General features: G+C 52.0%; 17 protein-coding genes and 1 pseudogene. 6 read left to right on the top strand and 12 right to left on the bottom strand.

Features of this window, described 5'->3' with window-relative positions; genetic code table 11:
* Positions 1 to 34: 34 nt before the first annotated feature.
* Positions 35 to 172 (top strand): annotated as a pseudogene (locus ABD028_RS23220) (DapH/DapD/GlmU-related protein); the annotation flags it as partial.
* Positions 173 to 179: 7 nt separating this feature from the next.
* Here ABD028_RS23220 and ABD028_RS00225 read toward each other — a convergent pair.
* The 11 genes from ABD028_RS00225 to ABD028_RS00175 all read right to left on the bottom strand — a co-directional run bounded on the left by ABD028_RS00225 (position 180) and on the right by ABD028_RS00175 (position 10,347).
* Positions 180 to 1,088: a LysR family transcriptional regulator gene (locus ABD028_RS00225; protein WP_343840251.1), complete on the bottom strand. Its 909-nt coding sequence runs from the start codon at positions 1,086 to 1,088 to the stop codon at positions 180 to 182.
* A 180-nt stretch (positions 1,089 to 1,268) separates the two neighbouring features.
* On the bottom strand, positions 1,269 to 2,111 hold the full coding sequence (locus ABD028_RS00220; protein WP_343840248.1) for a glutamate cyclase domain-containing protein: 843 nt from the start codon (positions 2,109 to 2,111) through the stop codon (positions 1,269 to 1,271).
* The gene (locus ABD028_RS00215) at positions 2,104 to 3,048 is read right to left on the bottom strand and encodes a 5-oxoprolinase subunit C family protein (protein WP_343840245.1); all 945 of its coding nucleotides are present in this window, start codon (positions 3,046 to 3,048) and stop codon (positions 2,104 to 2,106) included. Before ABD028_RS00215 ends, ABD028_RS00220 begins: the two co-directional genes overlap by 8 nt.
* Positions 3,048 to 3,761 (bottom strand): 5-oxoprolinase subunit PxpB, encoded by a 714-nt coding sequence (gene pxpB / locus ABD028_RS00210; RefSeq protein WP_343840243.1) that lies wholly within the window; start codon positions 3,759 to 3,761, stop codon positions 3,048 to 3,050. Before pxpB ends, ABD028_RS00215 begins: the two co-directional genes overlap by 1 nt.
* Positions 3,758 to 4,477 (bottom strand): 5-oxoprolinase subunit PxpA, encoded by a 720-nt coding sequence (locus ABD028_RS00205; protein WP_343840240.1) that lies wholly within the window; start codon positions 4,475 to 4,477, stop codon positions 3,758 to 3,760. Before ABD028_RS00205 ends, pxpB begins: the two co-directional genes overlap by 4 nt.
* An 8-nt stretch (positions 4,478 to 4,485) precedes the next feature.
* Positions 4,486 to 5,286 carry a putative hydro-lyase gene (locus ABD028_RS00200; RefSeq protein WP_343840237.1) on the bottom strand — a complete coding sequence of 267 codons (801 nt, stop codon included), beginning with the start codon at positions 5,284 to 5,286 and terminating at the stop codon, positions 4,486 to 4,488.
* A gap of 606 nt (positions 5,287 to 5,892) precedes the next feature.
* Positions 5,893 to 6,285, bottom strand: coding sequence for a glutaredoxin domain-containing protein (locus ABD028_RS00195; protein WP_343840234.1), 393 nt, complete (start codon positions 6,283 to 6,285; stop codon positions 5,893 to 5,895).
* 60 nt (positions 6,286 to 6,345) lie between these two features.
* A complete protein-coding gene (locus ABD028_RS00190; protein ID WP_343840232.1) occupies positions 6,346 to 6,582 on the bottom strand; it encodes a hypothetical protein in 237 nt (78 codons plus the stop codon).
* Between the two features lie 163 nt (positions 6,583 to 6,745).
* Positions 6,746 to 7,177 carry a hypothetical protein gene (locus ABD028_RS00185; RefSeq protein ID WP_343840229.1) on the bottom strand — a complete coding sequence of 144 codons (432 nt, stop codon included), beginning with the start codon at positions 7,175 to 7,177 and terminating at the stop codon, positions 6,746 to 6,748.
* 27 nt (positions 7,178 to 7,204) lie between these two features.
* The gene (locus ABD028_RS00180) at positions 7,205 to 8,398 is read right to left on the bottom strand and encodes an acyltransferase family protein (RefSeq protein ID WP_343840226.1); all 1,194 of its coding nucleotides are present in this window, start codon (positions 8,396 to 8,398) and stop codon (positions 7,205 to 7,207) included.
* Between the two features lie 56 nt (positions 8,399 to 8,454).
* Positions 8,455 to 10,347 (bottom strand): glycoside hydrolase family 3 protein, encoded by a 1,893-nt coding sequence (locus tag ABD028_RS00175; protein WP_343840224.1) that lies wholly within the window; start codon positions 10,345 to 10,347, stop codon positions 8,455 to 8,457.
* A 244-nt stretch (positions 10,348 to 10,591) separates the two neighbouring features.
* On the opposite strand from ABD028_RS00175, the gene ABD028_RS00170 reads away from it, so the two are divergent.
* From ABD028_RS00170 to ABD028_RS00155, 4 genes are read left to right on the top strand one after another with little or no spacing between them, the layout of a single operon-like run.
* Positions 10,592 to 12,157, top strand: a complete 1,566-nt coding sequence (locus ABD028_RS00170; RefSeq protein ID WP_343840219.1) for a sodium:solute symporter — start codon at positions 10,592 to 10,594, stop codon at positions 12,155 to 12,157.
* On the top strand, positions 12,157 to 13,053 hold the full coding sequence (locus tag ABD028_RS00165) for a glucosamine kinase nucleotide-binding domain-containing protein (RefSeq protein ID WP_343840216.1): 897 nt from the start codon (positions 12,157 to 12,159) through the stop codon (positions 13,051 to 13,053). Before ABD028_RS00170 ends, ABD028_RS00165 begins: the two co-directional genes overlap by 1 nt.
* Positions 13,054 to 14,007, top strand: a complete 954-nt coding sequence (gene murQ, locus ABD028_RS00160) for an N-acetylmuramic acid 6-phosphate etherase (RefSeq protein ID WP_343840213.1) — start codon at positions 13,054 to 13,056, stop codon at positions 14,005 to 14,007.
* Positions 14,008 to 14,033: 26 nt separating this feature from the next.
* Positions 14,034 to 15,182 (top strand): exo-beta-N-acetylmuramidase NamZ family protein, encoded by a 1,149-nt coding sequence (locus ABD028_RS00155; protein WP_343840737.1) that lies wholly within the window; start codon positions 14,034 to 14,036, stop codon positions 15,180 to 15,182.
* 5 nt (positions 15,183 to 15,187) lie between these two features.
* Here ABD028_RS00155 and ABD028_RS00150 read toward each other — a convergent pair whose 3' ends face one another.
* A complete protein-coding gene (locus ABD028_RS00150; protein WP_102796323.1) occupies positions 15,188 to 16,045 on the bottom strand; it encodes a MurR/RpiR family transcriptional regulator in 858 nt (285 codons plus the stop codon).
* A gap of 48 nt (positions 16,046 to 16,093) precedes the next feature.
* On the opposite strand from ABD028_RS00150, the gene ABD028_RS00145 reads away from it, so the two are divergent.
* A complete protein-coding gene (locus tag ABD028_RS00145) occupies positions 16,094 to 18,973 on the top strand; it encodes an FAD-binding and (Fe-S)-binding domain-containing protein (protein ID WP_343840208.1) in 2,880 nt (959 codons plus the stop codon).
* Positions 18,974 to 19,006 lie beyond the last annotated feature (33 nt).

Below are 19,006 nucleotides of genomic sequence, written 5' to 3'. Positions count from 1 at the left end.
GAATGGTGAAAAAGGCCTGAGCCGGCCGGTGACTATCGGCAATGATGTGTGGCTGGGCATGAACGTGGTGGTGCTTAAAGGTGTGACAATTGGCGACAATGCGGTGATTGCCGCTAATTCCGTCGTCACCCGGGACATTCCGCCCAATGTTGTGGCGGGCGGTTGTCCGGCAATCGTGCTTACTGAATCGAAACCGATGGTTCAGATTGACGATATTGCAAGGTGAGCCGCTCCAGCAACCATTGCTGACACTTGCCCGCTTCCCCTTCTTTACGCCAGACTAAGTCCAGTGACTGCGGGAAAGACAGCGCCTGCTGATTGCAATTCAGCCTGACAATGCGGCCATTTTGCAATTCAGACGCCACCGATTGCAAAGGAATATCCGCCCAGCCCAACCCCATCTTCAACATAGCCAGCAGGTTGTCTGGTGAATTGCAGTACCAGGCATTGCCGGTGCGGTCTTCACTATGACGAGTGCCTGACTGATTATCGGTAATTTTTAACTGGCGGTGTTGCACTAAATCCGATTCAGTTGGATTGCTTAACTTGGTCAGCGGGTGGCTGATGCTGGCCACCTTGGCAAACTGTACCTGGCCAATACTGGTGAAACCATATTGTTCGGTATAACTGTGTTGGCGCAAACCAATGGCGATATCGACTTTATGCTCTTCCAGCAATTGATACGCACCATGGTGCGTAGCATGCAGCAGCATTAAAGAGGTGCTGGGGAAGGCTCGTTCAAAATCGCGTATCAGGCTGTTGATGTTGTCTTCATGCACCAGCAGATTGTCGTAGGCAATACCAATGGCAGGCTCGACTTTGTCGGTAAGATGGCTGACCCGGTAACGCAGGTGATTATGACTTTTCAGCACCGCTTTCACGTCTTCCATTAAGGCTTGACCCTGGCGGGTTAGTCGCGGTTCACGGGTGCTGCGGTCAAATAGTGGCAGGCCGGTATCCGATTCCAGATTGCTGATCAGGCCACTGATCGACGACTGGGCTTTACCCAGCTTTCTTGCTGCAGCTGAAAAGCTGCCGGTTTCGACTGCGGCCAGAAAGGCTTCCAGTTGTTCCAACGAAAGTGCCATAAGTCCCCACTCCTTAGTTGACTTTACCTCATGCAGGCAAAGAATATTCATTCGTTATTCGTCGCGGAATGCGGAATATTTTATTGTGTCGATGTGAAAACTGGAAGGCTATTCGCGACAGTCTGAATAAAAAAGGCCGCGAATAACCTGCAATCCATTGCAATGGTAACGGAGCGGCAGTCAGCCCTGGCACTGAATCTGGCGGATTTGTTGGATCAGTTCTACGCCAGCACTGAAACACAAGCTATCTTCGGTCAGGGTATTCTGGCGGGTTACACCGTCAACACTGCCCCGGCTGGACAGAAAGCTGAGTATTTGTTGTGGGTCAATGGATGCTAATAAATCCAAACCCCGCAAGGTTCCCAGCATAGCCAGAATGCCATAGGCGGCCCAATTAGACACATCGGCAACGATTAACTCATCGCAGTCAGTGACACTGGGGATGATATTCAACGGGTCCATGGCGTGTAACACTTTACCCATGCCAATTTCATTGCCGCCGTCGCCAATGGCAATGCTTGGGCAGGCCGCATCGGTGAGGAAGTAATCAAAACAGGCGCAACGGTCGCTGATGTCTTCTTTACGCATATTGTAGTAACGGCCATCAGCACTGAGTCCCGGTCGCTCTATGCAGAGCACCAGACTGGGGCGATAGCTGTCCAAGACCTGCCGGGTTTCCAGTCTGGCCTGGGCTAGGTCGTTGTCACGAATGCGAATACAACGAAAATCTGTATTCAGGGCGCTGTACAACGGCTCACCACAGACCAGCACAGGTTGATAAGACAACTCGGACAAGGCGTTATACAAAGCAATCGCACCCACCGGGCCGTCTGTTTCAAAGGTATGAGTAACCGGAAAACCGGTACCAATCAAAATAGTACCAGGGTGTTTGTCCAGCAGCATGGCAGCGCGAAGTAAATAGCCTGGTCGCAGTGCTGCCTGCAGATGCTGCATGCCACGGATGTTGCGGCTAACCAGCAGATCTTCAATGCGGCGGCTAAGGGGGAGCAGGGCATCAACCATGGATACTGTCCAGCCTGGCCAGTAAACTTTGCTTGCGGCTTCTGCTCAGCAACATCAGATTATGTGCTTGCTCCATACTGATTGGCTCGAAACTGATTTTGCCGCCGGGCCTGCACTGCGCTAATTTGGCGCAGTCCAGTGACAAAACCGAGCCGATTTTAGGGTAGCCGCCGATGGTTTGCCGGTCATTCAGCAGCACAATAGGCTGACCATCTGCGGGTATCTGCACGGCGCCCAAAGCAATACCTTCAGACAACATGCTGGTAGTCTGGCTTGGCACTTTCTGCCCCTGCAATCGATAGCCCATACGATCGGCCTGATGGCTGACTTCATAGGTACTGGTAAAAAACAAAGCGCGACTGGCGGCGGAAAATTCCTGGTATTGATAGGCCGGAATCAAACGCAATACCAGTTCCTGTTGATACTGTGGAATCGCTGTTTCGGGTAGCGCCTGCTTGCGCAGGGCAGCTTTTACAGGCCCGACACAAAGTTGGTCACCCACTTTGAGCTTGTTACCATCCAGCCCGCCGATCCCCTCTCTTAGCACCGTGGTGGTGCTGCCAAAGCTGGGCGCAATGGCAAAGCCACCGGCAACCGCCAGATAGCTGCGCAGTCCGGTTTCTGGCACGTCCAGTTCAATCGTTTGTCCGGCCCTGACCTGCACGCTTTGCCACATGGGCTGTTGAACGTCATCGATGCGCCAGTTTAAGGGCGCGCCACTCACACAAACCCAGGTGGTCAGGTCGGTTTTCAGATGCAAACCGCCTAAGGTCATCTCCAGTGCGGTGCTATCACTTTGATTACCCACCAGATAATTGGCCAATTCAAACGCGAAAGGGTCCATCGGACCGCCTTGGGTGAGTCCCAGCTTAGCCTGACCAAAACGACCGGCATCGGTCAGTAATGCCATCAGGCCCGCTTTCAGTACGGTGAACATCAGTTGCACTCTCCTGTCAGCAGAGCGATATCACCACCCAGGGCAATATACTCATGTTTATCCACCGCCCTAAAGCGCACCCTGTCGCCTACCTCAACCGGCATATAAGGGGGGTGGGTTGGATTAAACATGGGGGTGGGGCAAAGGCCTATCAGATTCCATCCACCGGGAGAAGCTGCCGGATATACCGCTGTCTGACGATCCGCTATGGCGACTGCACCTTTGGGTACGCGCTTACGAGGAGTGGCCAGGCGTGGTGCGGCAATGCGTTTGTCCACCTCGCCCAGGTAGGCAAAGCCGGGGGCAAAGCCAATGGCATACACCCGGTATTCGGCATCCTGGTGCAGCCTTATCACATCCTGTACCGACAACCCGGCCTGCTTAGCCAGCTTGGCTAGATCTGGTCCACTTTGCTCGCTGTAGTAAACCGGCAGCTCCACAGCTTTACCAGCCTGTTTAGTTGCTGATTCTGGCATGGCCAGCACGGCGTTCAGTATGGCCATGGCCTGGAAATGATCCAACGTATAGCAGTCGTACTGAATTAAAATGGAATGATAGGACGGGGTCAGATCAATCAGATGCTCTGCAAAGCCGTTTTGCAGCAGTGGTAACAATGAAGCAATCCGCTGTGCTGTTTGGGGCCCTGTTTGCGCGCCCAGATACAGAATCAGACTATTTTCACTGGCTGCTTCGATGCGGGGATATTGACTCATTGTGGCAAGATGTCCCGGATCTGTCTGACCATCGCTACGGCATGGGCATTGTCACCATGCACGCAGAGTGTATCAGCGTGCAGGGCCAGTTTCTTACCGCTTTGGGTGATCACCACACCTTCTTCTACCAGTAGCTTCACTTGTTGCAGGGTTTGCTCGCCGTCCAGCACGGCGTCGGGGTGACTGCGCGGGGTGAGCTGGCCGTTATCCTGAAAACGCCGGTCGGCAAAGGCTTCAAACAACAGTTCAACCTTCGCTGCCGCCTGAAATTTCTGCGCATCCTGAGTGGCCAGCAGCATCAGTTTCAGTGGTTGTGAAAAGGTGGCCATAGCTTCGTTAACGGCGTCAAATACCTCGGTCTTTGCCATCATATCGTTATACAAAGCGCCATGCGGCTTGACATAGCTGAGGCGCATACCCTGTACCTCGGCCATGGCGGCCAGTGCACCTACCTGATAATGCAGTAGATTGATTATTTCCTGACGATGCAATGACATAGAACGGCGACCGAAGCCTTGCAGATCGCGATAGGCTGGATGCGCACCGATCTGTACGCCATGTTTTTTAGCCTGTAACAAGGTGCGTTGCATCACGTCTGGATCGCCAGCGTGGAAGCCGCAGGCAATATTAGCCTGGTCGATATAGGGCATGACCTCATCGTCCAGGCCCATTTTCCAGTTTCCGAAACTTTCGCCTAAATCACAATTGAGTAGCATAAACTGGCCTACAGAATAGACAGCCGGCTGTTGAGCAGGTCAGTGACCAGCATGCAACCGGGGCTGTGAGTAATACAAAAAGGGGGCTTAGCATGTTGTATGGCCAATTGTGGTGTCACACCACAAGCCCAGAATACCGGCAATTCGTCTGCGCCAAGACTAACTGCATCGCCAAAATCCGGCTGATGAATATCAGTTATGCCAATCTGGCTGGGATCGCCAAGATGCACCGGCGCCCCGTGTACGGAGGGGAAACGACTGCAAATCTGTATAGCACGAATAGCATCTGCGGCTTTCATCGGGCGCATGCTGACCACCATATTGCCGCCAAAACGGCCGGCACGTTGGCAGGCAATGTTAGTGCGATACATCGGTACATTGACCTTTTCTGAGATATTGCGTACTTCCAGTCCGTCTGCCAGCAGGGCTTCTTCAAAGGAAAAAGAGCAGCCCAGCATAAAAGTCACCAGATCGTCGCGCCACACTGAGATTAAGTCATGCACCCGCTGTGTATGTTGACCATGCTCAAAGATTTCATAAGCCGGTACGTCGGTGCGAATATCTACATCTGTGCCCACCTGGGGTAGTAAATACGCACCGGGTTGATCCGCCATGGCGATTATCGGGCAGGGTTTAGGATTTAACTGACAAAAGCGCAAAAACTCATCGGCATAGTCAGCGGGCAATATCGCCAGGTTACATTGCACATAACCCGGAGCCAGTCCCGACGTATTGCCCCGGTGTCCGCCGTTTCGAATTAATTGCCGCAACTGCAATGGGTTCAGTTTCGTATTGTGCTCTGTGGTCAAGATAACTCCTGGCAAAGACGTCTAAACGTATTGTGGACTAACGGCGGCAATATAACGTAATTCTGCGGTATTGCTGCCAACAGACTATTGCATGTTTTTGCTCAGCATATAGCCATGGGCTATGTGATTTAGGATATCTAGGTTGTGAGGTTATGTGAAATTTAAAACATCTGTCTGACACGTAAGGCTTTTTGCCAAGCCTGTGACGAACTGCCCGGGTTCAGTCACAAAGAATTAATTTGGAATAAAATATTTCGTAAACTTGCAATATTTTTATGATTAATTATTCTTTCACTTGTTGTTGTTTGTTGAATTGTGTGAACTGGCGGCAGGATGTCGCTAGATTCTGCAAAACTTGCCCTCTCGGGGCGGAATGGACGAATACTCGGACTTCCGCCCTTTTTTTGTCTGTATCTGGCTGGTTGATATGCCATAGGTTTGGATTTTGACCTCACTTCAACAAGTCGCAATGCCACTGGCTTGGTATCTGTCCAACTGACTTGCTTCACATTTCAATATTTAGGGAACCCTCAGGGCTTCTTTGGTTAGGTTGGAATTATTCTCATTGTACTCAGCCAGAATGTTGCATATAGGCAGGACCTGCATTTAGTAAGATAATTTTTCCAGTTCATCGTCGAGAATGGACTGATGAAAGCCATTTATAACCTTACTCGCTATCACAATCTTTGGTATGCCAGGATACCCTATGGATTGGTAAAGTGCGGTGATCGATGCATCACCAGATTCAACGTCTCTGTCATGGAAGGGAATATTGCGCTGGATTAGATGCGCTTTCAGTGCCTTACAGTAAGGGCACCAATGGGTTGTGTAAATAACCACAGGTTCTTTCACATTATAAAAATGTGCGCTAGTGTCAGTTTCAATCAGTGCTGGTGGCTGCTGATACCAGTCCCAGGCGTATTTTGCGCCCCAACCGATCAATAATCCTATTGCAATGAATAGTGGGAGTGTGAGTAGATTCTTACTGACTTGATTCATCCGTAATCCTTTTTCAGATGTGGCGAGAGCTGGGAACATCCCAGCTCTGATAGCAAGCAATTAGCCAAATGCAGAGCAACTCCAAACATTTTGTGTGTTTGGAAAATTGTTGTACCAGCAAGTGATAGAGGTTGGTATGTAACCACAGCTTCTAGCGAATGTTACAAACACCTTTTGCCTGGCCTCAGCTTCTGTTGGAGCTGTTACCATCGAGCTGCAGGCAGCCAATGCATCAGTGCTGGCTACACCAACTGCAATACCAATTCCAACAAAAATCCCCGCTACGGATGCTTTCATAAATAAACTTCCTTATATAAATCAAATAGTAGTATGGCTGAGTACTTCAATGTTCAGCCCATTCAACTTATCACGGGTTGGTTATATTTCAACCTATTTTTGTTTGTTATTTGTTAGGTATTAACATTTTTACGATATATGCTCGGATTGTATTAACAGAAAATTACTGCGCAAACTTGATATAAATGAGTGCCGAGCCTCTATAAAGCTGATCCGTAACAAGCTTGCCGTCGTCAGGTGCAGCTTGAATAACAACAGTATTGTTATTCTGCCAGACATGGTTTGGTGCAACGTCCTTTGGGGAACCATCAAGTATTAGAATATTGCCTTTTTCATTGGGCAGATGGTCATCCCAATTCAACACGGAAACATGGGTTGAAAAGCCTGTTGTCGCGCCGCAGCTTCGCTCAAAAACCACCACTTTATGGCGACCATCTGGTGATATTGTCTGACTAAAAAGGTGATTGCCACACATACCCTGGCCGAGCAGCCAGAAGAAGCCCAGCAGCAGGCCAACCAATAGCACCGAAATGACAGTGACACTCAGAAAAAATAACTTCAATGCTCTGGGCAGGCTGATACCATTCGCTTCCATATTGTTCCTTGTCGAAACTGGTCACGACTACACCTTCCAGAACCAGCCCTTTTTGTACATCCAGTGCATCATTGCATAGGAAACCGCCAGAAAGGTCAGGGCAAAGGCCAGTGAGCCGTTGTAATTGCCAAATAGCGGCTGGAACAGTGTGGTGTACAACCAGCCCTTGAGACTGGCTTCCCCCACACTGAACATCAGCAGCAGTCTGGCCACGATGGCAGCGAACATATAAAAGGCAATGGCATTTGCGCCGAATACCACAAAAGGTGCGGTCCAGGCTTTAATTCCTTTGTGGTCGATAAGCCAAAGACACAGGCCAAGCACCAGGCAGGCATAACCGCTGGACAGCAGCACAAAACTTGGTGTCCATAAGGCTTTGTTGATGGGCAGAATACTGTGCCAGGCTTCACTAACAATTACGGCGCTAAGACCGACCAAAAGCAAAACAGTGATACGGCGAAGCAATGGCAGCTGGTTATTCATCAGAAACTGACCGGCCAGTACCCCGCTCAGACAACCCGCAATGGCCGGCAAAGTGCTCAGGATACCTTCAGGGTCCATTACAAACGGTGTGGCTTTTTTGTCATACACATGAGCGGCGCCCAACACCATATGATCGACCCAGGAGGCCAGGTTATTGCCGTATGCATACAACCCCTGATACTGATGGCCCTGGCCGTCGCTGTAGGGCACCCAGGCCAGCATGGCCCAGTATCCCAGCGCCAGCAACAAGGCCCAGATAATACGCCCGGTGGTGCGCCAGTACAGCACGATCAGCACGGTAAAAAAATACACCAGACCAAGCCGTTGCAGTACGCCGGGGATGCGTATGGACAACAGTTTGTCGTCTATCCAGCTAAAGGAAGGATCCCGGAAGTTGTAGAAAAACAGCGCCAGAAACCAGCCCAATAATACCAGCTTCAGCATTCTGGCCATGGCGTGGCGAATGATCGGCAAGCGAGCTTGACCAGCATCCAGTTGCCGGTCAATGGCAATTTTTATCGACAAGCCGACGATAAATACAAAGAACGGAAAGATCAGATCCGTGGGTGTCCAGCCATGCCACTTGGCATGTAACAAGGGAGCGTACACATGGCTCCAACTGCCTGGATTGTTTACCAGGATCATGGCCACTATGGTTAAACCGCGAAACGCGTCAATGGCAAGCAGTCGGTTAGCTGGCAGCCCGTTTAGGATGTTGTTTGCGTAGCGGCTTAGCATAGTGAGTTTCCCTGATGATGATGGTATTTGGGCTGACCTGAGTTAGCAAGTCGGGATTAATCCCGACCCACTGTGACAGGCAAGTGGCCTTTGGCCTGGATTTTTCCGGCCAGGAAACGCGCCAGCGACTCAAAAGCCGGGCCATATACCTGCGGATTATCCTCTGTACCTGGCAGTATGTGGCTGTTGTAGGCGTAGGTAGCCAGAACCAGATCGGCATCCTGTGCCAGCCATTCAACTTCATAGGGCGCACGCAAACTAACAAAAGTCACGGCCTTACCCGCTTGTTTAGCTTGTTGAATCAATTGCGGAATCAGCGCTTGCTGGCTTTGATGGTCCAGTGCATCAGCCCTGACCAGGCTCATGTCTTCCATACCGCCGCGTTCCACCGCACTTTGTGCCGGGGTGATGCTGGCCACCAGTAACATATCGGCCTTGCTCATGGCCTGTTGGTTTATCTCAGTGTCAAAGCCCTGCAGGCTGGCACAACTGCTGATAAGGTCTGGCAGGTTGCGGCTAAGTGCCTGCTGCATCGCCAGGCATTTACCTCTGTCGGGCATCACTAAGTGCACGGATCGAATCTTCTGGCCCAAGGGGAGCAAGCTATTGTTACCACGCACTTTTGTTAAAGAAGCGTCGGACAAGGCTTGCTCAAGCTGTTTATGAGCCGGGGCACCGACAATGGACTCGGCATTGGCAATAGCGGCACTTTCATCCTGGTTGTCGACTTGCACGTACTTGGCTTTGCTGGCTCTGATTCGCTCGGCGGAAAGGTGGATTTCGTCGGCCGACAATTCACCGGATTTCACTGCTGCCAGTAAATCATCAATTAGCTTGGGCAGTTGTTTGATTTCTTCCGGGGTATGCAGGCGAATGGGCATCAACACCATATCGGTACCGGCCTTAAAGGTTTCGATCACTGCCTGGGTGGGTTCAAAGAAATGGGAGATACCGGCCATATCCATGGCATCGGTAACAATCAGGCCTTTAAAGCCAAGCTCGTTGCGCAGTAAGTCTGTGAGTATGGTGCGTGACAGAGTGGCCGGGCGTAGGATCATCTCACCGGTTTTGCTTGCCAACTTCGAGTCATCCAGCGCCGGGTATTGAATGTGGGCGGTCATAATGGTTTCTACCAGACCCTGTTCGATGGCACGGCGAAATGGCAGCAAATCTACATGGTCGATGGTTTCCCTGTCGTGTTCTACCAAAGGCAGACCGGTATGACTGTCAACTGCGGTGTCGCCATGACCAGGGAAGTGTTTCAGGGTGCCAATGACCCCCTGTTCTTGCATGGCCTGCATTTGGGCAATACCCAGCTCGGCGACCATCTCGGCGTCTTCGCCGAATGAACGTACATTAATCACCGGGTTGTTCGGGTTAACGTTAACATCCACGGTAGGGGCATGATTAACATTGAAACCCAGGGCTTTAAGCTCTTTGCCTAATACCGTGCCAGTGGCTCTGGCGTATTCAACACCCTGTTCAAGGTAGGTTGCCCCTATAGCCATGTTGCCGGAAAAAGCCGTGCCCAAATGACGCGGCACCCTGGCTACGCGGCCACCTTCCTGGTCAAGGCTGATAAACAGCGGCTGGCCGCTCTGGGACTGGCTGGCCGCGTGTTGCATAGCGCGGTTAAGCCTGACCATCTGCGGGATATCCACCAGGTTATCGGCAAACAGAATCACCCCGCCAATGCCGGTATCGCGAATAAGCGCGGCCAGGTCGTCTGGCAGTGCGGTCATGGGGGTACGGCATTTGCCGGATTCGGTGTTATCCGCGCAGTAGTAGCGCAGATCGATCATGATTTTTTGCGCTAAGTCATCGCGCAGTTGCGTATCACTGAGTTTGCCGTCAGGCTGTGAAGCGGGTGAACAGGATGTCATGGTAATAATAGTTGCCAAAATACTGATGAGTTTGCCGCGTTTCAGGCGACGTCCAATTGGATTCATAACTTCTCCTGTAGGAACATTATCACTTAGTGCGCCGAATGGATAAGTAATGTGGCAAATTGCCTATTCATTGGGCGCTCTGAGTTCGGTGCCGACAGCAGACTGTACGGCAACAGCAGATAAAAGGTAAATTTTACTGGCATTTGGAATTAATTATTCATTAGAATGGAATCATATCAGTATAAAAAATTTCATCAATGGGAAATGCCATCATCGGCAACCAGTGTGAATAAGCGAGGTACCAATGCATAGCCAATTTGCCTGGCAGGACTGGCTGGTGTTTACCGCCTATTTTGTCGTGATGGCCGTTACCGGCTGGTACTACAGCAGGCAAAAAGCCACCACTACCGCAGATTATTTTCTTGGCGGCAATAAAATGCCCATCTGGATGGTGGCGATTTCTGTGCTGGCCACCTCACAGTCTGCCGCTACCTTTCTGGGCGGACCAGACCAGGGCTACCGCAATGATTTCAGCTATCTGGCCACCAATATTGGTGCCTTTGTCGCTGCGTTTGGAGTGGCGGTATTTTTAATTCCACGCTTCTATGCCATGCGTGTCACCACGGTATATGAGCTGCTTGAGCAGCGCTTTGGTGCGTCGGCCAAACGTCAGGCCGGTATTATGTACCTGTTTGGCAGAGTGTTTGCCAGCGGGGCCAGATTGTATATGGCCGCCATTGCGGTGGCTATGATCCTGTTTGGTGATATTCAGGCCACCAGTGTTATCAGTGCGGTGTTGATTCTGACCATAGTCGGACTGGCTTACTCTTTTGTGGGGGGCTTGAAGTCAGTGATTGTCAGTGACGTGATTCAGTGCGCCGTGTATGTGGGAGCCGCACTGTTTGTGATTTATTTTCTGGCGGTGAGCATTCCGGCCGACTGGCCGACGATTCTGGATGCGCTGGCGAATCCTGCAGATCGCGAATTATCCAAGCTAACGCTGTTTGACTGGCGGCTGGATTTCAGCCCAGGCGGGGTATTTACGGTGTGGTCAGCTATTACCGGGTTTGTGCTGCTGAATATTGCCGCTTTCGGTCTGGACCAGGACATGACCCAACGGATGCTAAGCTGTAAAGATGCCAAACAAGGTGCCAAAGCCCTAATCTGGTCGGTCGTGATGGTGATCCCCGTAATGGCGCTGTTTATTATTATTGGTCTGTTGCTGTATGTGTTTTACCAACGCCCCGATCTAATGCTGAGCGAGGCTGGTCAGCCCATAGTGCAAAGTTTTGAAGGTGAGCAGATCACCATCTTTATGTATTACGTGTTGAATGAAATTCCCGTGGGAGTAAGAGGCCTGGTTACGGTCGGTGTGATTGCGGCGGCGTTATCCACCCTCAATTCTGGTCTTAATGCGATGTCGTCTGTGCTGGTGCAGGACTTATACCGCCCCATGATGGAAAAACGCGGTAATCAAGAAGAAGCCCATTACGTCTGGGCGGGGCAAATGGGTATGGTGGTCGCTGCCGTGGCGTTATCCGCGATGGCGATTCTTTGTTACTACTGGCAGCAGTATTCCGATATGCCGCTACTGGCCTTTGCTTTGTCGGTGATGGTGTTTTCCTACAGTGGTTTGCTGGGGGTGTATTTTACCACCTTGTTTACCCAAGGCGGCAGCTCTGCGTCGGTATTGGCGGCGCTTATCACCGGCTTTGTGGTCACCCTGGCGATGCAGCCTTATATCCAGAGTTTGCTGCTGCCCGAGGACTGGCAATTTAACCTGGGCTTCACCTGGCAGCTGTGTATCGGCACCGCGATCGCTTTTGTGGTGTGCTGGTCGGGTAGAAGCAACAAGGTGCTGGCAAGCTGATGAAGCAGGTTCAATACATTCTGGGCGTGGATGGCGGCGGCAGTAAGACCCTGGCCAGACTCGAACATTTGCCCAGCGGACAACAATGGGAAGCCAGGGGCGATGCCTCGTCCTTGTCTCTGGGCGTAGAATCGGCCGTTGCGCAAATTTTGCAATTAGCCAGGCAACTGGCTGGCCAGGCTGGTTGTGACATGCAGCAAATGTGGGCTCTGGCCGGACTGGCAGGGGCCGGTAACCGACATTTACGTTATCAGGCGCTGGAATTACTGGAGCGAGCATTTGGCAAAGCCGACATTGTGAGTGACGCCAAAACCTCTGCCTATGGTGCTAACCTTGGGCAGCCTGCGGCAGTGGTGGCACTGGGGACAGGCTCGGTAGCCATGGTGCTGGATAACACCGGCCGGGAAACCATGGTGGGAGGATGGGGCCTGCTGGTCGGTGATGAAGGCAGTGGTGCCCGGCTAGGCGTTAATGCCGTCAGTCAGTTGCTGTGGGAACTGGATCTGCAGCAAAGCCCAAGTCAACTTGGCTTTTATTTAATGTCTGTGCTGGGCACACAAAGAGCAGAGATTCTTGCTTGGCTGGCCGCGGCTAATCCCACCCGTTTTGCCGCCTTAGTACCTCAAATACTGGCCCTTAAGGATTGCTGCCCGCTGGCTGGCAGATTATATGCAGGCCACCTGCAGGAAGTACGTAAGCTGATAATGGCGTGCAGGCAGTATGGCCCCGATATCCCCCTGATTGTCATTGGTGGTTTGGCTCAGCCGACCCTGACTGACCTTGCAAATGAAACTGAACTGAATTTGATGGCCGCTCGCGGTAGCGCTTTGGATGGCGCCTGCCTGTTAGCGCGCCAGTTGGCAAAAGATTTTCTGAACGATGAGGAAGCCAAATAAATGGCATCGAACCAAGACAAGCTGAAAAGCGAATCCGTATTGCTGAAGCAACTGGACCAGATGGTGTCTGAAGGACGCAATCCGCACACCTATGATATCGACCTGCTGAGCACAGAGCAGATTCTGGACAGAATCAATCTGGAAGATCAAAAAGTAGCATTGGCGGTCAGGCAAGCCATTCCGCTAATTGCTCAGGCGGTGGACAAAATTGTTGCTGCATTCGCCAGGGGCGGGCGTCTGGTGTATATCGGTGCCGGTACCAGTGGCCGTCTTGGGGTATTGGATGCAGTGGAATGTCCACCTACCTTTAGTGTGACGGATCAGCAGGTTATCGGCATTATTGCTGGTGGCGCAGGTGCTATGTATAAAGCGGTGGAAGGGGCAGAAGATGATCCTGAACTGGCCATCACTGACTTGAAAAAGATCAACCTCAGTGCCGACGATGTATTGGTTGGTATCGCCGCCAGCGGCCGCACACCTTATGTGATATCTGCACTGCAGTATGCTAAATCGCTGGGCACACCCGCTGTCAGCGTGACCTGTAATCCTGACTCCCCCGTGACACTGGAAGCCGATATCGGTATCTGCGCCGTGGTCGGCCCTGAGGCCCTGACCGGTTCCACCCGCATGAAATCAGGCTCGGCGCAAAAAATGGTGCTGAATATGCTGACCACCGCGGCCATGATCCGTAGTGGCAAGAGCTATGAAAACCTGATGGTGGACGTGAATGCCAGCAACCAGAAACTGTATGCCCGGGCTATCCGTATTGTGATGCAGGCTACCGACTGTGACCATCAAACCGCCCGCGATGCATTGGCCAAAACCGGTTTTAAAGCCAAGCTGGCCATTTTGCACGTACTCACCGGACTGGATATGCAGGCCGGACAAGCGCTGCTGGAACAACAACAGGGGTTCTTGCGTAAAGCCGTAGAACAGGCCCGGGAGACGCAATAATGTGGCGCCTGTTGCTTGGCCTAGTGATGGCGCTGAACCTGCTGGCCTGTTCCACGCATTCGCCAACCGCTGATGACATCCAGGTTGGCGCCGAACGTGAAGCTTTGTATCTGCCGCAACTGGCAGGAAAGCGGGTTGGCCTGGTGGTTAACCAAACTTCCATTGCCGGTCAGCAGCATCTGGTGGATTTTCTGCTGGCCAGAGGGGTGAAGGTACAACGCATTTTTGCCCCCGAGCACGGCTTTCGCGGTGATCATGATGCCGGTGCCAAGGTGGATTCAACGGTGGATGCAAAAACCGGTATAGAGCTGTATTCCATTTACGGTAAAACCCGTAAGCCCGCGCCAGAGGCCATGGCCGATCTGGACATTATTCTGTTTGATATTCAGGATGTGGGAGTACGCTACTACACCTATATCAGTTCCATGCATTATATGATGGAAGCGGCCGCCGAGGCGGGTATTGCTTTTATGGTGCTGGACAGACCCAACCCCAATGGCGACTATGTGGACGGCCCGGTATTGGAGCCGGCTTTTCGCTCTTTTGTGGGTATGCATGAGATCCCCCTGGTGCATGGCATGACCGTGGGAGAGCTGGCAAAGATGATTGTCGGGGAAGGCTGGCTGGAAACCGATAAACCCCTCAATCTGAGCGTGATCCCGGTGCAAAACTATCGTCATGACATGCCTTATCACTTGCCGGTGAAACCCAGTCCTAATCTGCCCAATCATGTGGCTATCCGACATTATCCGTCACTGGGTTTTTTCGAGCCGACGCCGGTGAGTATTGGCCGGGGTACTGACTTTCCTTTCCAGGTAATAGGGCACGATCAGCATTTTGTTGAGGATGCCAAGCCTTTTAGCTTTCAGCCCCGTTCCATTCCTGGTGCGTCGACGCACCCCAAATTTGAAGGGGTAACCGTCAAGGGACAGGACTTGCGCGGTGTAGAGGCCAAAGGGCTGGAGCTGGGCTATTTGGTGGCCTGGCACCAGCAGTTTGCCAGCGCCGGTGAAGCGTTTTTCACCAACCCAGGATTTATGGATAAGCTGGCGGGAACCGACAAACTGCGTCTGGCACTGGCGGACGGTAAAACCGAAGCAGAGATCAGAGCAAGCTGGCAGGACGATTTGCAGGCCTTTAAGCGCAAGCGCCAGGGGTATTTGCTATACCCCTGAGCAGGTTATTTGGACTTAGAGCGAAACTCGCGGATTGCCTGGTTAGACGCTTCCAGTAACTTACGGCCCTTAGATGAGGCTTGTGTCAGCAGAATAAACAAGGTGTCGATAACAAACTCCTGCGCGGTGCGGGCCAGAATGGATGACAAGCGCGCGGAGTTTTCGTCGGACACTGTGTAGAGTTTAACGTCTGCCAGCTTGGCAATGCTGTTATTGCCATAGCCGGTCAGGCTGATGATCATCACCCCATTGGTTTTGGCCAGTTCGGTGACGGCCACTTCTTCACGGGTTTCGCCGGATTCGCTGATCACAAACAGCAGATCCTTGCTGGTATAGTTGGCTACGTTGGCCATTTGTACATGGTTGTCGCTCTCGGCCATGGCCGACATACCAAGTTTTTGCAGCTTAAAAGAAAAATCCCGGCCAACCAGCGCCGAACCGCCAACCCCGCAGATCAGGATGCGATTGGCTTTTTGCAACATGGCTTCTGCCTGCTCATAGGTGGGGAGCTCGTTAACGCCTTTGGTGTTGGTTAGCACGGCGATTTTGCTGGAAAGTAGTTTTTCCGTTACGGCGACGAAGGAGTCGTCCAGGGAAATTTGTCCGTGTAACCTGGGCTTTTCCTGCTGCTGTGCCGTACGCAGACTGTCGTTAATGGCAAATTTAAAATCCGGATATCCTCGGTAACCCAGTTTCTGGGTGAACTTCACCACGCTGGACTGGCTGACCCCGGCTTGCTGGGCCAGTTTTTGCGAAGACAGGTCGCGAATGGTTTCAGGCTGGGACAGAATATAGTCCGCCAGCGCCAATTCGCTGGTGGACAGGTTGTCGCGCATGGCTTTAATTTTTATAAATGTTGACATGAAGCGGCCATCAAAGGTGACGAAAATAAGCTATTCAGCACATAGTAAATGAATAAGAATAATTTTCACAACTGGGAGAATAAACAATTGGCTCAGGTAGGTGTAATGCAACCGTCAGATTTTCAGGGCTTTGTGCAGCAGGTCGGGGAGTTTTTGCCGCCAGACAGCATCTATGCGGATTTGCCCAGACGCTTAGCTTATGCCGGTGATGCCAGTTTTTACCGCCTGATACCCAAATTGGTGGTGCGTCTGGACGGTGTTGAGCAGATGCAAAAGCTGATTGAATGTGCCGACCGTCATCTTGTGCCCCTGACATTTCGCGCTGCCGGTACCAGTTTATCCGGCCAGGCGGTAACTGACTCGGTTCTGGTGCTTTTGTCTGACCAGTGGCGTAATGCCAGGGTGCTGGATAACGGCCAGCGAATCTGGTTGCAACCCGGCGTGATTGGCGCCAGCGCCAATCAATTGCTGAAGCCCTTTGCGCGTAAAATTGGCCCGGACCCGGCCTCTATCGACAGTTGCAAGATTGGTGGTATTGCCGCCAACAATGCCTCGGGCATGTGCTGTGGTGTCAAGCACAACAGCTATCATACGGTGGCGGATATTCATCTGTTACTGGCGGACGGCAGCCGGGTGGATACTGCTGATGCCGACAGTGTGGCATTGTTCAGTCAACAGCGCAGGGATTTACTCGATGGCTTGCAGCGCTTAGCCGGGCAGGTCAAGGCCAGTAATGCCTTAAGTGAAAAAATACGCCATAAATACCGCCTGAAAAACACCACAGGGTACGGTATTAATGCTCTGCTGGATTTTGACCAGCCACTGGATATGCTCAAGCACCTGATGATTGGCTCCGAGGGTACCTTGGGCTTTATCGCGGATATTACCTACCAAACTGTGCCTGATGAGCCGTATCGGGCCTCAGGTCTGTTTGTTTTCTCTGATATTCGTGATTGCTGTAACGCAGTGCAACAGCTGGCTCATGCCCCTGTGAGTGCAGTGGAATTGATGGACGCCAGAGCACTTAAAAGTGTGGCGGATAAACCCGCCATGCCCGCCAATATGCACAGCCTGGATAACAATGCTGCGGCATTGTTGATTGAGGTTACCGGGCCGGACGCTGACGAGCTGCAAGCACATCTGCAGGCGGTAGAGCTGCTACTCGGTCATTTTTCGGCCCAACTGCTTGCCCAGGTTCCTTTTAGTCAGGAGCCCGGGCGTAATCAGGCGCTTTGGGCAATTCGCAAAGGCACGTTTCCGGCGGTTGGTGCGGTGCGCCCGGCCGGTACTACCGTAATCATTGAGGATGTGGCCTTTCCTGTTGACAAACTGGCCGAGGGCGTGGAAAAACTGCAGGCCTTGTTTGCCCGTTTTGATTATCACGAGGCGATTATTTTCGGCCATGCCCTGGAAGGCAACCTGCACTTTGTGTTCACCCAGTCCTTTAACCAGCCCCAGGAAATCCAGCGTTACGATGACTTTATGCAGGCGGTGGGTGAGTTGGTGGCAGTGGAATACGGCGGCTCGTTAAAAGCCGAGCATGGCACCGGCCGCAATATGGCACCTTTTGTCCGCCTGGAGTGGGGGAACGAAGCGTATCAACTGATGGTGAAGATTAAGCAACTGTTCGATCCCCGCGGCATACTCAACCCTGGTGTGATTATTAATGCGGATGCCAAGGCCCATGTGAAGAATCTTAAACCCATTCCAGCGGTGGACCCACAACTGGATAAATGTATTGAATGTGGCTTTTGTGAAGCGGTTTGCCCATCTAAGGACCTTAGCCTGACACCGCGTCAGCGCATTGCGTTGCATCGGCTACGAGAGGATGAAGATAATGGTTTTTCTGACTCTGAGTTGGCACAGATCAATCAGGCATACCAATATCTTGGGGTGGACACCTGCGCGGCGACAGGACTCTGTGCCAAGCGCTGCCCGGTAGGCATTAACACTGGCGAATTTATCAAACAACTGCGCGGCCAGTCCGCGCAGGGTAGTTGGCTGGCCGGTATGGCGGCAAAACACTTTGCGGCTACCGGCCTGATAGCACGCTTCGCCCTGAATTCGGTTAAAGTCACCAGCAATCTGTTGGGAGACGGCGCCACGCAGAGGCTGTTTAAAGGCCTGTATCGAATCAGTCAGGGCGCCATTCCCAAATGGTATCCGGCCTGGCCAGCAGGGGCAAAAAAAGTTGCGCTGCCGGATAATCAGCACGGGAAAAGCGTGGTGTATTTTCCAACCTGTGCCAACCGTATGTTTGATGCAGACGCTAAGGCCCAGGACCGCCGTCCACTGTCCCAAGTGATGACCAGTGTACTCACTAAGGCCGGCTTTCGTTTGCTGGTGCCGGATAATGTAGATGAGCTGTGCTGCGGTATGCCCTGGGACAGTAAAGGGCTAAAACAACTGGCCGGGCAAAAACGCCAGCAAAGTAAAGAGGCCCTGCTGAAGCTGGCCCGGGAGCAGCAACTGCCTATTCTGGTGGATGCTTCTCCTTGTGCGCTGCAATTTAGTCAGGAAGGATTGCAGGTGCAGGAGACCGCGCAGTTTGTGTATCAGTATGTACTGCCAAAGTTAAAAGTATCAAAAATACCAGGCCCGGTGATGTTACATGTCACCTGTTCCAGTAAGCGATTGCAGGCCGAACAGCAATTGGTGGCGTTAGCCAGGGCCTGCGCCGAACAAGTGGTGATCCCCAACGATATTCAGTGCTGTGGCTTTGCCGGTGACAAGGGCTTTTACACCCCGGAATTAAATGCCAGTGCCCTGAAAAACCTGCAACAGCAAGTACCGCAAGGCTGTCATATGGGCGTGTCTAACAGTCGCAGTTGTGAAATAGGTCTCAGCCAGCATGCGGGCATTCCCTATCAGTCTATTCTTTATCTATTGGACCAAGTTAGCGAGACAATGCCTGAACATTGTGCTTGAGTGGGATACCATGAATCCATCTGATCGCTTGGA

This window comes from Bowmanella denitrificans, assembly GCF_039522935.1.
Taxonomy (GTDB): domain Bacteria; phylum Pseudomonadota; class Gammaproteobacteria; order Enterobacterales; family Alteromonadaceae; genus Bowmanella; species Bowmanella denitrificans.
The sequence above is the reverse complement of the archived record's forward strand: the minus strand, read 5'-3'. Positions and strand labels throughout refer to the sequence as shown.

What these genes read in the sequence shown, in the direction of transcription:
- ABD028_RS00205 (WP_343840240.1), bottom strand. Translation starts at nt 4,477, where the DNA reads ATGCTACTCAATTGTGATTTAGGCGAAAGTTTCGGAAACTGGAAAATG.
- murQ (WP_343840213.1), top strand. Translation starts at nt 13,054, where the DNA reads ATGGCATCGAACCAAGACAAGCTGAAAAGCGAATCCGTATTGCTGAAG.
- ABD028_RS00165 (WP_343840216.1), top strand. Translation starts at nt 12,157, where the DNA reads ATGAAGCAGGTTCAATACATTCTGGGCGTGGATGGCGGCGGCAGTAAG.
- ABD028_RS00185 (WP_343840229.1), bottom strand. Translation starts at nt 7,177, where the DNA reads ATGGAAGCGAATGGTATCAGCCTGCCCAGAGCATTGAAGTTATTTTTT.
- ABD028_RS00175 (WP_343840224.1), bottom strand. Translation starts at nt 10,347, where the DNA reads ATGAATCCAATTGGACGTCGCCTGAAACGCGGCAAACTCATCAGTATT.
- ABD028_RS00220 (WP_343840248.1), bottom strand. Translation starts at nt 2,111, where the DNA reads ATGGTTGATGCCCTGCTCCCCCTTAGCCGCCGCATTGAAGATCTGCTG.
- ABD028_RS00155 (WP_343840737.1), top strand. Translation starts at nt 14,034, where the DNA reads ATGGCGCTGAACCTGCTGGCCTGTTCCACGCATTCGCCAACCGCTGAT.
- ABD028_RS00150 (WP_102796323.1), bottom strand. Translation starts at nt 16,045, where the DNA reads ATGTCAACATTTATAAAAATTAAAGCCATGCGCGACAACCTGTCCACC.
- pxpB (WP_343840243.1), bottom strand. Translation starts at nt 3,761, where the DNA reads ATGAGTCAATATCCCCGCATCGAAGCAGCCAGTGAAAATAGTCTGATT.
- ABD028_RS00145 (WP_343840208.1), top strand. Translation starts at nt 16,094, where the DNA reads ATGAATAAGAATAATTTTCACAACTGGGAGAATAAACAATTGGCTCAG.
- ABD028_RS00225 (WP_343840251.1), bottom strand. Translation starts at nt 1,088, where the DNA reads ATGGCACTTTCGTTGGAACAACTGGAAGCCTTTCTGGCCGCAGTCGAA.
- ABD028_RS00190 (WP_343840232.1), bottom strand. Translation starts at nt 6,582, where the DNA reads ATGAAAGCATCCGTAGCGGGGATTTTTGTTGGAATTGGTATTGCAGTT.
- ABD028_RS00170 (WP_343840219.1), top strand. Translation starts at nt 10,592, where the DNA reads ATGCATAGCCAATTTGCCTGGCAGGACTGGCTGGTGTTTACCGCCTAT.
- ABD028_RS00215 (WP_343840245.1), bottom strand. Translation starts at nt 3,048, where the DNA reads ATGTTCACCGTACTGAAAGCGGGCCTGATGGCATTACTGACCGATGCC.
- ABD028_RS00195 (WP_343840234.1), bottom strand. Translation starts at nt 6,285, where the DNA reads ATGAATCAAGTCAGTAAGAATCTACTCACACTCCCACTATTCATTGCA.
- ABD028_RS00180 (WP_343840226.1), bottom strand. Translation starts at nt 8,398, where the DNA reads ATGCTAAGCCGCTACGCAAACAACATCCTAAACGGGCTGCCAGCTAAC.